The following is a 14137-nucleotide window of genomic DNA, read 5'->3' on the forward strand; positions in this document are numbered from 1 at the left end:
CTGTTCATGCGACTATCCCAGCCGGCGGTGCCGGATAGAGCAAAAGAACGAGAAATAGACGAGCGAAAAATGGGAAAAAAGGCCCAACGGGCTTGAATCCTGACGTTTTGGGCCGTCCTAGTCTAGGCTTGACCCGCTATAGAACGGTATCGGTGGCTCAGGCCCTAAGCCACCACGGCAGAGAATTCACTGCGATCGCGGCCCACTACTCGACAATAATTTATTCCCATAGATGGTTTCAGGGGTAGATCGATGCTTACCATAGATGGGAACAACGGGTTGACCGATCGCTATGGGGCCATGCTGGCCGAGTAGCCCACGGCAATGGGGCCACATCCATGGAGCCTGAGAGATATCCTATGACCGGGCAGCTGGCCAATCAAATTCTCTGGGTGGGGGATACTTTAGCGGCAGGGGAGGGCGATCGCCCTGGGTCTGAACTGGCCCTATCCGACCGGGCGCTCGTTGCTCTAGATCAGGTGGAGGCTGCCTTAGCTTACCTCACCGCTGGCCATCGAGTTGACGGCATTGTGCTAAATTTGGCCACCTCACCAACGGCAGGGCTGGCTTCGCTGGGGAAGATTCAGGCTCAAGCGCCCGATGTGCCGGTGATTGTGCTGGTTAGCCCAGACCAGGTCGTCCTGGGGCTAGAGGCCGTCTGGGCTGGGGCCGAAGACTACCTGATTGGGGAGCACGCCGCCGACATCAAACGAGCCCTAGACTGTGCCCTAGTCCGCCGCCGCCGGCCGCGATCGCATCCGGCGACAGAGGCGAGGCCAGAGGGCGAACCCGAGACCCTTGGGCAGGCGGACGAAGCTCAGCACTACCCAACCATCTTTCGGGGGGTGCCGGTTTCGCTCTGGCAGGAGGACTGGTCTCTGCAACGCCAGGGAGCCACCGACCTAGCGGCCTACATCGACCAGCACCCCGAGCTTGTCACCCAAGCCATCATGCAAATGACCCACTGCATTGCGACCCTGGGCAACTGGGACTACGACCTCCTCAATGACCGCCTAAATTGGTCGGAGGACTGCTACAGACTCGCCGGGATGGCGACCGATCAGCCGCTTCTCACCTATGCCGACTTTTTGCAGTACGTTCACCCCGACGACCTAGATTGGGTCAAGCCGCAGCTCGATCAGGCAATTCGCGATCGCGCCCCCCTACATTATGAGCACCGCTGGATCTGCCCCCGCGGTGAGGTGCGCCACCTGAACCATTGGGGGCAGATCACCTACGACTCCCACGGCAAACCTCTGAGACTCGTCGGCACCCTACAAAACGTGACCGAACGGGTTTGCCTCGATCGCGATCGCCAGCGGGTCGAAGCGATGCTGCGGCAGCAAGCCATGCTGCTCACCAGCGCCGAACGCATTGGCAACATGGGCAGCTGGGCCCTTGACCTGAGTACCAACCACCTGGTCTGGTCGGCGGGCACCTATCGTCTGTTTGGTCTGCGCCCCGAGGAGCCGATTGAGAGCTTTGAGCGGTTCATCGAGTGGGTGCTGCCCGAAGATCGGTCCGAATTGCTGAACAACCATACCAAAGTCGGCACGCTGCGCGGAATTTTGGAAGTCAACTACCGCATTCGTCGCCCCGATGGCGAGATTCGCTGGCTGTCGGATCGGGGCAACATCGAAGTCGATAGCGAGGGGCAACCCTGTCGGCAGCTGGGCATGGTGATCGACGTGACCGCCCAAAAGACGGCTGAGGCCACCCTGCGAGCCAGCGAAGAACGGTTTCGGCTAGTTTCGAAGGCTACCAACGACGCTATCTGGGACTGGGATCTGATCACCGATGTCACCTGGCGAGGCGAGGGCTACAAAACCCTGTTTGGCTATGGCAATGAAGATCTTGAGAGCCATAACGACTGGTGGCGCGATCGCCTGCACCCTGACGATCGCCAGCGGCTGCTGGCCTCAATTCAGACGGCCATAGAGGGAGAAGCCACCATCTGGATGGTGGAGTATCGCTTTCGCTGCCGCGATGGCCACTATGCCTACGTCAAGGATCGCGGCTACGTGATTCGCAACGCCCAGGGGCAGGCGATGCGCATGATTGGCGGCATGCTCAACCTGACTCAGCAAAAGAACCTGGAGGCCCAGCTGCTGCAAAGCCAAAAAATGGAGGCCATTGGCCAGCTGACCGGTGGAGTTGCCCATGACTTTAACAACCTGCTGACGGTAATTTTGGGCAACGCTGAGCTGCTGGTCGAACTGCTCGACACCCAGCCTCAACTGCGATCGCTGGCCGATATGATCAGCAGTGCGGCCCAGCGGGGGGCCGACCTGACCCAGCGCCTGCTGGTCTTTGCCCGCCGCCAAATTCTTGACCCCAAGCCCGTCGATGTCAACCAGCTGATTGACCGCATGGATGCCCTGCTGCGCCGTGTCCTGGGAGAACAGATCGAGGTGCGCTGTAGCTACGCCGCTGACCTGGAGCTGGCCCTCGTCGATGCCAGCCAGCTGGAAAACGCCCTGCTCAACCTCTGCCTGAACGCTCGCGACGCCATGGACGGCGTGGGCTGCCTCACCCTAACGACCGCCCACACCGGCGTCATCTCCACGGTTGGCGATCCTCAAGAAAGTTTTTCCCCAGGCGACTATGTCATGGTCACCGTCTCAGACAATGGCGTGGGCATGGGGCCAGAGCTGCTGAGCCAGGTTTTTGAGCCGTTTTTTACCACCAAGGCCAAGGGCAAAGGCACCGGGCTAGGCCTGAGCATGGTCTACGGCTTTGTCCACCAGTCCAACGGCTACGTCAATATTGACTCTGAGCCGGGGGTGGGCACTACCGTGCAGCTATATCTGCCTCACTGCCGCGATCGCCCTAGACCGCCCCTAGACCGCCGCGACCCCGACTTCCCTCCCGAGGTAGACGACTGTCCTGGTGGCTCAGAGCTAATTTTACTTGTCGAAGATAATACTCTGGTGCGCGACTACGCCCAACAGCAGCTCGAAGGCCTGGGGTATCGGGTGTTGGCCGCCGAAAACGGCCCGGCCGCGCTTGAGCTGCTGCATCAGTGGCCCGAAATCGATCTGCTGTTTACCGATGTGATCATGCCCGGTGGCATGAATGGCCGTGACTTGGCCGCTGCGGCTCACCGGCTACGGCCACACCTGCGGGTTCTATATACCTCTGGCTATACCGAGAATGCCCTGATCCCTCAGGGGGCTCAAGAGCCTAAGATCCAACTGTTAGCTAAGCCCTACCAACGGGCTGAGCTGGCTCGCCATATTCGCCAAGCCCTTGCCAAAGGTTAACCCAGGGAATGTCTTCTCGCGGCCCAGCTATGACGTTGCGGATGCTGCGCGCCGCGCGCCGCTCTGTGCGGGGGGTGACCCTAGCCGGTTTTGTGGCGGTGTTTCTAACCGACATCGTCACTCCTCTGGGGTTTGCCCACGGCATGCTTTATCCGCCTCTAGTGGCTATGGCAGGGCTGTCTCACAGCAGTCGGTGGGTGGTGGTGGCGACCGTGGCGGGGGTGGTGCTAACAGCGACAGGCTTTTTTGTGTCGCCCTCGGCGCTGACCGGGGTGGCCCTGGCCTACGCGATCGCCAATCGACTGGTGGCGGCCTTAGCGACCGCTACCACCGGTTGTCTCACTCTGGCGGTGGTGCGCTACTCTAGTCGGGTGCAAGCGACCCAGCGGTTGCTCAGCCAGACCCACGACACCCTGCGATCGCAGCAGACTCTGCTGCAAATCGCCAGCGAGATCGGCCACGTGGGCGGCTGGCTGGTGCGCCTCGATGACCCGGTGACAATCTGGTCTGAGGAGGTATGCCGTATCCACGAAGTTGAGCCAGGCTTTGCTCCCACGGTGGCCCAGGGCATCGAGTTTTATGCCCCTGAGTACCGCGATCGCATTACCAGCGTCTTTGTCGCCTGCGTCCAAACTGGCCTGCCCTTTGACGAAGAGCTGCAAATTATTACCGCCCGCCAGAACCGAGTGTGGGTGCGCTCCATTGGCCAGCCCGTGCGCGGCGCCCAGGGCACCATTGTGGCCGTGCAGGGGGCTTTCCAAGACATCACTGCTCAAAAGCTGGCCGAAGCGTCGTTAGAACGCAGCGAGCAGCGGTTTCGGCAGCTGGCCGACGCCATGCCCCTGATCGTGTGGACCGCTGAGCCCGACGGCACCGTCGACTACGCCAGCCACGCTCTACGGATCTACACCGGCATCTACGACCCTGACACGCCTCCCAGCCAGCTCTGGATGACCCTGCTGCACCCTGACGACGTTGACCTCTGCTTGGCCATGTGGACGGCGGCGGTGCAGTCTGCCAGCCCCTACCGGGTTGAGCTTCGGACGCGGCGCTACGACGGCGACTACCGTTGGCATCTGGTGCAGGCAGTGCCCATTCGTGACGAAGCCGAGCAAATTGTTAAGTGGTACGGCACTGCGATCGAAATCCACGACCAAAAGCAGCTCGAACAGGAGGCCCGCCAGATCGCCGATCGCCTCAACACCACCCTGGAGAGCATTACCGACTGCTTTTTTACCCTCGATCGCCAGTGGAACTTTACCTTTGTCAATAGCCAGGCTGAACAACTCTTGCAGCGTCAGCGGGTCGAGCTGCTGGGAAAATGTGTTTGGGATGAGTTTCTCGAGGCGAGCGGCAGTGTTTTTCAGCAGCAGTTTGAAAAAGCGGTAAACGAGGGTCGATCGGTCGAGTTTCAAGAATTTTATCCCCCCCTAAATGTCTGGTTGGATGTGCGGGCCTATCCATCCCACGAGGGCTTAGCAGTGTATTTTCAGGATGTAACGGATCGCATAGCCCTTGAGGAGCGTCTGCACCAGTCGCAGCGGCTAGAGTCGGTAGGTCAGCTGACCGGTGGCATTGCCCACGACTTTAACAATCTGCTCACCGTTATCTTGGGCAACGCCGAGCTACTAGACGAAATGCTTGAAGCCGACCCTCACCTACACCCCCTGGCAAAAATGATTAGCAGCGCCGCCCAGCGGGGAGCCGAGCTCACCCAGCGGCTGTTGTCCTTTGCCCGTCGCCAGGCCCTCAACCCTGAGGCGGTCGATATCAATCAGCTGATGACCCGTATGGATGAGCTGCTGCGACGCACCCTAGGCGAGCACATCGACATCGGCATCGTGGGGGAGGCCAATCTGTGGCCCGCCCTGATCGACCCAGCCCAGCTCGAAAATGCCCTGCTCAACCTCTGCCTCAACGCCCGCGATGCCATGGTGCAGGGAGGCCAGCTCACCCTCGAAACCGCCAACATCCACCTCAACCAAGACTACGCCAGCCAGCATGAAGAGGTGGTGCCGGGGCAGTATGTCATGGTGTCGGTGTCAGATACGGGCATGGGCATTGACCCCAAGCATCTAGAGCGGGTGTTTGAGCCCTTCTTTACCACCAAAGAAAAAGGCAAAGGCACTGGCCTGGGCCTGAGCATGGTCTATGGCTTCATCAAGCAGTCGGGGGGCCACATTAAGATCTATTCTGAGCTGGGCCACGGCACCACCATCAAAATGTACCTCCCCCGGTTTTGGGGTGATATTCGGCCCGCCCCGCCCGCCCCTGAGAGAGCAATGGCGGGCCACTCAGAGCTGATTTTGCTGGTGGAAGACAACGAGCTGGTGCGCTGCTACGCCCACGATCAGCTGGTTGACCTGGGCTACCGGGTGTTGGCCGCCGAAAACGGCCCGACCGCGCTTGATCTGCTGCATCAGTGGCCCGAAATCGATCTGCTGTTTACCGATGTAGTTATGCCCGGCGGCATGAGCGGGCGCGACCTCGCTGATCTGGCCCAGCAGATTAGGCCGGGGCTGCGGGTGCTCTACACCTCGGGCTACAGCGAGAATGCGATCGTCCATCAAGGTCGGCTAGATGCGGGGATACAGCTGCTCAGCAAGCCCTATGGCCGCACCGAACTCTCACAAAAGATTCGCAAGGCCCTGATTGCTCCCCACCGCCCATGACCTAATCCCCTCAACCATTCTTCTCTGGCTGAGCTGCGGCAGCTCTATCCGGACTGATTGTCGTCTCCAACACAATAATGGTGTGGGCATTGCCCAAGAGCCTCTATCCTGCCTTGTGAGCTTTCATCTACAACGGAAGATACGGGCCAGGGCACCGAGCTAGGGCTTAGCATGGAATACAGGTTTGCTCAGCAGTCCAACGGATCGATCACGATTGCTTTGGAGCTAGGGCAGGGCACGACGGTTAGGCTATATTCACTCAGATATCAAGGGAACCCAAGACGTTTCTAAAAGCGTAGCGATGGCAGTCTCTGCGATTGATCAAGAACGGTTTCTCGTCAAAGACGATAACCTGTGTGCAGCCACAGGCAAAATCAGCTAGATCAGCTGGGGTATCGAATGACGGTAGCCAGGAGCGGCCCAGCGGTCCTGAAAATTTTCAGCATAGGTCATTGTTCACCCAGATCGGTTCGACCTTGAAGTCAAGTTCTGAGTAAGCCCTGCCGGCAGGCCGATTTAGTCCAAAAAGTTTGCAATGTGCTGGATGGGTAGGTGTGGGTGGGCAGGCTGAGAGGGGATTGGCTGGGGCTATGGCAGCACAAGGACGGTTTGAGGGGGGCAATTGGTAAGGCATGGGCGATCGCCGACTGTTGATTTTAGACGACGACCCCATGACCGGGGAGACCATTCAGCGGATCGCTGAATTTGCCGGGCTGGAGGTGCGTTTCACCCCCGACCCGGATCGGTTCTTTGATTTGTTCCGCGAGTGGCGACCCACCCACATTGCCCTCGACCTGGTAATGCCCACCATGGATGGGGTGCAGGTTATGGCCCGACTGGCCAAGCTGTCTTGCCGGGCCAAAATTATTATCACCAGCGGCGTCGGCAGTCGGGTGCTCGATGCCGCCGGGCGATCGGCGGTCGAGCACGGCCTCGACATTGCCGGGGTGCTGCCCAAGCCCTTTTCGCCCGGCCAGCTGCGAGAAATGCTGCGAGGTCAAATTGCGAGCCCGCCGCCGCCGGTTGCGGGTACCCCCGCCCCGCCGCCGGAGCTGACCCCGGCTGATCTGCGCCAGGCCCTCGATCGCCATGAGTTTGTGCTGGCCTACCAGCCTAAGGTGCTCTGCACCACGGGCGAAATGGCCGGGGTTGAGGCCCTGGTGCGGTGGGCTCACCCCACCTACGGCCTGCTGCCGCCGTGGCGGTTTATTCCCCTGGCAGAGAGCTGCGATCTGATTGACCCCCTCACCGATCAGGTGATTGAGCAGGCACTGGCCTGGTTTGGGCCGCTCTGCACGGCGGGGGCGACACCGCTGTCTCCGGCGCTCTGCGAGCACCTGATGCTGTCGGTGAACATTTCGGCTCGCACCCTGGGCAACGGGGCTCTGTTTGAGCGCGTGCAGGAGCGTTGCCAGGCCCACGGCGTTGACCCCGTCCGGCTGATCTTTGAACTCACCGAAACCAGCGCCATGGATGACCCGGTAGCTTCCCTCGATCTGCTCACCCGGCTGCGCATGATTGGCTTTCACCTGTCGATCGACGACTTTGGCACCGGGTTTTCGTCGATGCTACAGCTGGTGCGGCTGCCCTTTTCAGAGATTAAGGTTGACAAGTCGTTTGTGATGACGGCGATGACCTCGCCTGAGTCGCGCACGGTGGTGAAATTTATCGTTGACCTGGGTCACAGTCTGGGGCTGCGCTGCACCGCTGAGGGGGTCGAAGACGCCGAAACCCTCGATTATTTAACCACCATTGGTTGCGACTTGGCCCAGGGCTACCACATCGCCCGCCCCCTGGCCGGCGACGATTTTTGGCCCTGGCTGGCGCTGCGCGATCGCTATGCCCTGAGGGAGAGCTAGGAAACCGCACTGAGCTTTAAAGTTCAGGCAGGGGTGTACTCATGCTGGGTTCGCCCAAGCCGTTAACTACAGACTGTGAAGGTCGAGGGAGCATCGATCGCACCACCGATATGTAAGGGCATCATAAAGAAAGTATGCAAACGTATCGGTTTGCATACAATTCGCCACATAGGCCCAGGATGAATGATTCAACCGACGACGCTGAACGGCTGGCGGCGGTGCAGCGCTACCACCTCCTCGATATGCAGTCGGACAAGGCCTTGGACCGGGTTACGACGATCGCTGCCCGCCTGTTTCAGGTGCCCATTGCATTAGTAACCGTGGTCGATCGCGATCGCATCTGGTTTAAGTCGCGCTATGGGGTGACCCTGGATCAAATTGACCGAGAGCCAGGGTTATGCGCCTCGGCGATTTTGCAGGGCGAGGTCTACGCCATTGCCGACGCTCGTCAAGACCCGCGCACGCGGTTCCATTCTCTGGTGCAGGGCAAGTTGGGCCTCAGGTTTTACGCCGCCGCTCCCCTCACCACTTCCGATGGCCATACCCTTGGCACCCTATGCATTATCGACCGCCAGCCCCGCCAGCTCACCGCTGATGAAACCCAAACCCTGGTTGACCTGGCCGCCGTGGTGATGGAGCAGCTAGAGCTGCAGCTGTCGAGCCGCCAGCTGATAGCCACCACCGCCGCCCAGCGGGTGGCCATCGAAAACCTCTACCATCGGGCTCCCTGCGGCTACCACTCGCTCGATCGCAACGGAGTATTTATTGAAATCAACGACACTGAGCTGGGCTGGCTGGGCTATGACCGCGAGGCGGTAGTGGGTCGGCTGCGCTTCTCGGATGTGATTACTCCGGCCAGCCAGGCTACCTTTGCCGCCAACTTTCCTCTGTTTAAGCAGCGGGGCCGCGTTGACGATCTGGAATTTGAGCTGGTGGTGGCCGACGGCTCCACCCAGTGGATTTTGATCAACGCGATCGCCGAGTACGACGAGCAGGGCAACTACGTCAGTAGCCGCTCGACGGCGTACAACATTAGCGATCGCAAACGCACCGAGATCGCCCTGCGACAGCTGAATCAGTCGTTAGAGGTCAAGGTGGCCGAGCGCACCGCCGAGCTGGCCGAGCGTAACGCCGAGCTAGAGGCCAGCAGCCGTGCTCTCCACCTAAGCAACCGACGCTTTCGCAACGCCTTCGACTACGCTGGCATTGGCATGGCTTTGGTCGACCTGGAGGGCCACTGGCTAGAGGTCAATCGCTCTTTGTGCGAGATTACGGGCTATGGCGAGGACGAACTGCTGACTACCACGTTTCAGGCCATTACCCATCCCGACGACCTAGACACCGATCTAGACCTGATGAGACAGCTGCTCAACCAGGACATTCGCCACTACCACCTGGAAAAGCGCTACCGCCACCGCCAGGGCCACTGGATTTGGGCAATGCTCAGCGTGTCGATTGTGACCGACGAGCATCAGGTGCCGCTCTATTTTGTGGCTCAAATTCAGGATATCAACGAGCCCAAGCAGTCAGAGCTTGCCCTGCACAAAAGCCAAGCTCTGCTGCTAGAGGCCCAGAGCGTTGGCCGCATCGGCAGTTGGGAGTATGACGTTGCTACCCAAAACGTCACCTGGTCCGCCGAAAAATTTCGCATCTTGGGGCGTGACCCAGCCTTAGGCGAACCCAGCTTTGACGACCTGCTGCGGCTTTATCACCCAGACGATAGCGACCACCTGCGCCAGGCAGTCGAACACACCCTGACGACTGGCAAACCCTACAGCATACGAATCCGCTGTACCCGCAGCGACGGCACCATTCGCTATATCGATGATCGGGGGCAGGCCGAATGCAACGCCCAGGGTGAGGTTGTGCGCCTGTACGGCGTTGCCCAAGATATTACCGATCGCGTGCAGGCCGAGCGAGAGCTGCGCGAAATGAGCACGGCCCTGGCCCATGCCGTCGAGGGCATTTCTCGATTGGACAACGCTGGGCGCTACGTCAGCGTCAACCAGGCCTATGCCGCCATGGTGGGCTATACCCCAGAGGAACTGGTGGGCCAAACTTGGCAAATTACCGTTCACCCTGACGATCTAGATCAGCTCAACCAGGCCTATGACACCATGCTGGCCCAGGGCAATGTCAATATCGAAGCTCGGGGCTTGCGCAAGGATGGCTCAATTTTTCATAAGCAGTTGTTTATGGTGACGGCCTACGATGACCGGCAGCAGCGCCAGGGTCACTACTGCTTTATGAAAGACATTAGCGAACGAGCCCAGCTCGAAGCCGAGCGCAGGCAGGCCGAAATTGCCCTGCAACAGGAACTAGAGCGACTGTCTGAGGTGGTCGAGACCCAGCAAAAGGTGGCTCTGGTCAATCCCCATCTAGAACAGGTGATGGCGGTGATCGCTGCAGGCGCTCTGTCGCTCACTCGCGCCGACGGGGCCGCCGTTGAGCTCCTCGAAGGTACTGAATTGGTGTGTCAGGTCGGCAGCGGCATCGCTCAGGCCCATTTGGGCTGGCGACTGCCCCTGGCTGGCAGCCTGGGCGGACAATGCCTCACCGAGGGCCGCACGCTGTACTACGCCGATGTGGACTGTGAGGGGTGGGGCAATTCCTCTATTACTCAGGCTCTAGGGCTGCGATCGATGGTGGTGGTGCCTCTAACCTATCAGTCAGAACGGGTGGGCGTGATCAAAGTCTTCTCATGCCAGCCCAACGCCTTTACGGGGTCTGATCGGCAAACCCTACAGCTAATGGCTGGTTTTTTGGCGGCCAGCTTACACTCAGCTAGGGAGTTTGAGGCCAAAACCACCCTATTGCAAGAACTCCAAGACAGTGAGGAGCGCTATCGTTCGGTGGTTGCGGCCCTCTCCGAGGGTGTAGCCGTGGTGCAGGCCGATGGCGTTCTATTGACTTGCAACGCCAGCGCGGCCAAAATCGTGGGGCTGCAAAGTTGGCAGATTATCGGCCGTTCTCTGGCCGATATGGGACTGGACATGATCGGGGAAGATGGCTCTCCCTGCCCCCACGAGGAGCATCCAGCTTTACTCACCCTGAGCACGGGGCAACTGGTCAACAACCAGGTGATGGGCGTGGTCAAACCCGACGGTATTACCTGGATCTCCTGCAATACTCGCCCCCTATTCCGTCCCAATGAACGCCTGCCCTATGCGGTGGTGCTCTCGTTTACCGATATTACTGAGCTCAGGCGATCGGAGGTAGCGACCCTGCGGCGGCGGGCTGAGCAGGAGCGGCTGCTGAGTGAAATTGCCCAGCGCATTCGTCAAACCCTTGACCTGAAGGCAATTCTTACCACCACCGTAACCGAGGTGCAGCAGTTTTTGCGCACCGACCGAGTGCTGATCTACCGTTTGGAGACTAGCGGCCAGGGCATGGTGATCGCCGAGGCCAGCACCGCTGGCTGCCCACCGCTGCTGGGGCAACAGGTGCACAGCCCGATCGCAGAGGCGCGGCTGGTGCAGCTGCAGCAGGGCAACCTGGAGGCGGTTGCCGACCTCCAGGCCGAACCCAATCGCCTCTGCCCCCTCGATTGCCTCACCCAGGCCCGGGCTCAGGTGGTGGTGCCGATTGTGCAGGGCAATCGGCTTTGGGGCATGCTGATGGCCTACCACAGCCAGGGGCCACGCCCCTGGGAAACCTCTGAGCTGGACGTGCTAAAGCGGCTGGCGATTCAGCTGGCGATCGCAATTCAGCAGTCGCAGCTCTATCAGCACATTCAAACCGTCAACCGCCAGCTCGAACATCTGGCCACCCACGACGGCCTCACCCAGGTGGCCAACCGGCGCAGCTTTGATACCTATCTTCAGCAGGAGTGGGGGCGTTTGCTACGAGCCCAAGCGCCCCTGAGCCTGATTTTGTGCGACATTGACCACTTCAAGCAGTACAACGACACCTACGGTCACCCGGCAGGGGATGTCTGCCTTCAGCGGGTGGCCCAGGCCCTAGAGCAGGTGGCCAAACGCCCTGCTGACCTGGTGGCCCGCTACGGCGGTGAGGAGTTTGCCCTGGTGCTGCCCGATACCAGCTGGGCCGGAGCCGAGGCGATCGCCCGCGCCATTCAGCAAGCCTTGGCGGAGCTAGCGCTGTTTCACGGAGCCTCGCCCCTAGTCCAGCGCATCACCCTCAGCCTCGGCATTGCCTGCATCACGCCCAACGTTGAGCATCAGCATCAAACCCTAGTTGACCAGGCTGATGCAGCCCTCTATGCCGCCAAGCAACAGGGGCGCGATCGCTACCGGGTATTTCAACCAGGCGGGCGAGGGCAGGCCAGTTTGGGCAACGGGGTAGGTTAAGCGGGAGGATCTACTCCAGCATCTCCAGGTTGCGCACGCCGCCCTGGTCGGCACTGGTGGCCAGCAGAGCGTAGGCTTTGAGCGCAGCAGTTACCCGACGCTGGCGAGGCTGAGCGGGTTTCCAGGCAGCTTTACCCTTAGCTTCCATCGCTACCCGACGGTTGGCCAACTCCTCCACCGACAGATCGACGTTGATGGTGCGGTTGGGAATGTCGATCAGGATGCGATCGCCCTCTTCCACCAGGGCTATGTTGCCCCCTGCCCCCGCCTCTGGCGAGGCATGGCCAATGGAGAGCCCCGAGGTGCCGCCTGAGAAGCGCCCGTCGGTGAGCAGTGCGCAGACCTTGCCCAACCCCTTCGACTTCAGGTAGCTAGTGGGGTAGAGCATTTCCTGCATGCCCGGCCCGCCGCGCGGCCCCTCGTAGCGGATGATCACCACGTCGCCCGCCTGCACCTCATCTTTGAGAATGCCATTGACCGCCGCATCCTGGCTTTCGTAGATGCGAGCTTTGCCCTCAAACACCAGAATGCTCTCGTCGACGCCAGCGGTTTTAACAATGCAGCCGCGCTCGGCCAGGTTGCCGTAGAGCACTGCCAGGCCTCCCTCGGCACTGTAGGCGTTTTCAACGCTGCGAATGCAGCCCTTTTCGCGGTCCAAATCGAGGGTGGGCCAGCGGGTCGACTGGCTAAAGGCTTGCTGGGTCGGAATGCCCGCTGGGCCAGCCTTAAAGAAGGTGTGAACGGCTTCGTCGTCGGTGCGGCACACATCCCAGCGATCGAGGGAGTCTTTCATCGTGGGGCTGTGGACAGTCGGCACGTCGGTGTGTAGCAGCCCCGCCCGATCCAGCTCGCCAAGGATAGCGGGAATGCCGCCCGCCCGGTGCACATCTTCTACGTGGTAGTCGGGGATGTTGGGCGCGACTTTGCAGAACTGGGGGACTAGGCGCGAGAGGCGATCGATATCGGTGAGGGTGAAGTTGACCTCAGCTTCGTGGGCAGCGGCCAGCAGGTGCAGAATGGTGTTGGTGGAGCCGCCCATGGCGATATCCAGCATCATCGCATTCTCAAACGCTCTAAAACTGGCGATCGAGCGGGGCAGCACCGACTCGTCGCCCTGCTCGTAGTAGCGGCGGGTAATGTCGACAACGGTACGGGCAGCGGTGAGGAAAAGATCTTTGCGATCGAAGTGGGTGGCCAGGGTGGTGCCGTTGCCCGGCAGCGACAGACCGATCGCCTCGGTGAGGCAGTTCATCGAGTTGGCGGTGAACATGCCCGAGCAGGAGCCGCAGGTGGGGCAGGCGGAGCGCTCGTATTCATCGGCCACCTCGTCGCTGATGCTGCTGTCGGCAGCCACTACCATAGCGTCGACCAGATCGAGCTTATGCTCTGAGAGCTTGGTCTTGCCCGCTTCCATGGGGCCACCCGAGACAAACACGGCGGGAATGTTGAGCCGCAGGGCCGCCATCAGCATGCCGGGGGTGATTTTGTCGCAGTTAGAAATGCAGACTAGAGCATCGGCGCAGTGGGCGTTGACCATATACTCGACTGAGTCGGCGATGATCTCGCGGGAGGGCAGGCTGTAGAGCATGCCGTCGTGGCCCATGGCGATGCCGTCGTCTACAGCAATGGTGTTGAATTCTTTGGCGACGCCGCCAGCGGCCTCGATCTCGCGGCACACCAGCTGACCCAAATCTTTGAGGTGAACGTGGCCCGGCACAAACTGAGTGAAGGAGTTGGCCACCGCAATAATGGGCTTCTCAAAGTCTTCGGTTTGCATGCCGGTGGCGCGCCAGAGGGCGCGAGCCCCGGCCATGTTGCGTCCATGGGTGGAGGTTTTAGAGCGATAGGTCGGCATGGCGCGTTCTAGGCTAAAGGATTATCTATAGTCTGGCTCTAGCACCTTTGAGACATGAGCGAGACCACAAACTGTAATAACCACAATAGCTGACTATACGGTTTAAGTTAAATAAGGCATGCCCACCAATCCTCTCGGATTGGTGGGCATGTAGAGCTTAATAACGCAGTCAAAGAGC

General features: G+C 60.2%; 5 protein-coding genes. 4 read left to right on the forward strand and 1 reads right to left on the reverse strand.

The annotated features are described in order from the left end of the window. The first annotated feature begins 359 nt into the window (after nt 1–359). The 4 genes from H6F57_RS16000 (at nt 360) to H6F57_RS16015 (ending at nt 12104) form a co-directional block, all read left to right on the forward strand. On the forward strand, nt 360–3263 hold the full coding sequence (locus H6F57_RS16000; RefSeq protein WP_190628424.1) for a PAS domain-containing protein: 2904 nt from the start codon (nt 360–362) through the stop codon (nt 3261–3263). 29 nt (nt 3264–3292) lie between these two features. Further along, on the forward strand, nt 3293–5935 hold the full coding sequence (locus H6F57_RS16005; protein ID WP_190795019.1) for a PAS domain-containing sensor histidine kinase: 2643 nt from the start codon (nt 3293–3295) through the stop codon (nt 5933–5935). A 632-nt stretch (nt 5936–6567) separates the two neighbouring features. Further along, nucleotides 6568–7794: an EAL domain-containing response regulator gene (locus H6F57_RS16010; protein ID WP_190628420.1), complete on the forward strand. Its 1227-nt coding sequence runs from the start codon at nt 6568–6570 to the stop codon at nt 7792–7794. A 179-nt stretch (nt 7795–7973) separates the two neighbouring features. Next, nucleotides 7974–12104, forward strand: coding sequence for a PAS domain S-box protein (locus tag H6F57_RS16015; protein ID WP_190628419.1), 4131 nt, complete (start codon nt 7974–7976; stop codon nt 12102–12104). 10 nt (nt 12105–12114) lie between these two features. Here the strand turns inward: H6F57_RS16015 and ilvD are convergent, their stop codons facing one another. Beyond that, complete coding sequence (gene ilvD / locus H6F57_RS16020) at nt 12115–13959, reverse strand: dihydroxy-acid dehydratase (protein ID WP_190628417.1); 1845 nt, start codon at nt 13957–13959, stop codon at nt 12115–12117. Nucleotides 13960–14137: the final 178 nt, after the last annotated feature.

This window comes from Leptolyngbya sp. FACHB-60 (genome assembly GCF_014695775.1).
GTDB lineage: Bacteria > Cyanobacteriota > Cyanobacteriia > Phormidesmidales > Phormidesmidaceae > Nodosilinea.

Coding starts and splice junctions, on each gene's coding strand:
- H6F57_RS16005 (WP_190795019.1), top strand. CDS start 3,293: ATGACGTTGCGGATGCTGCGCGCCGCGCGCCGCTCTGTGCGGGGGGTG.
- H6F57_RS16010 (WP_190628420.1), top strand. CDS start 6,568: ATGGGCGATCGCCGACTGTTGATTTTAGACGACGACCCCATGACCGGG.
- H6F57_RS16000 (WP_190628424.1), top strand. CDS start 360: ATGACCGGGCAGCTGGCCAATCAAATTCTCTGGGTGGGGGATACTTTA.
- ilvD (WP_190628417.1), bottom strand. CDS start 13,959: ATGCCGACCTATCGCTCTAAAACCTCCACCCATGGACGCAACATGGCC.
- H6F57_RS16015 (WP_190628419.1), top strand. CDS start 7,974: ATGAATGATTCAACCGACGACGCTGAACGGCTGGCGGCGGTGCAGCGC.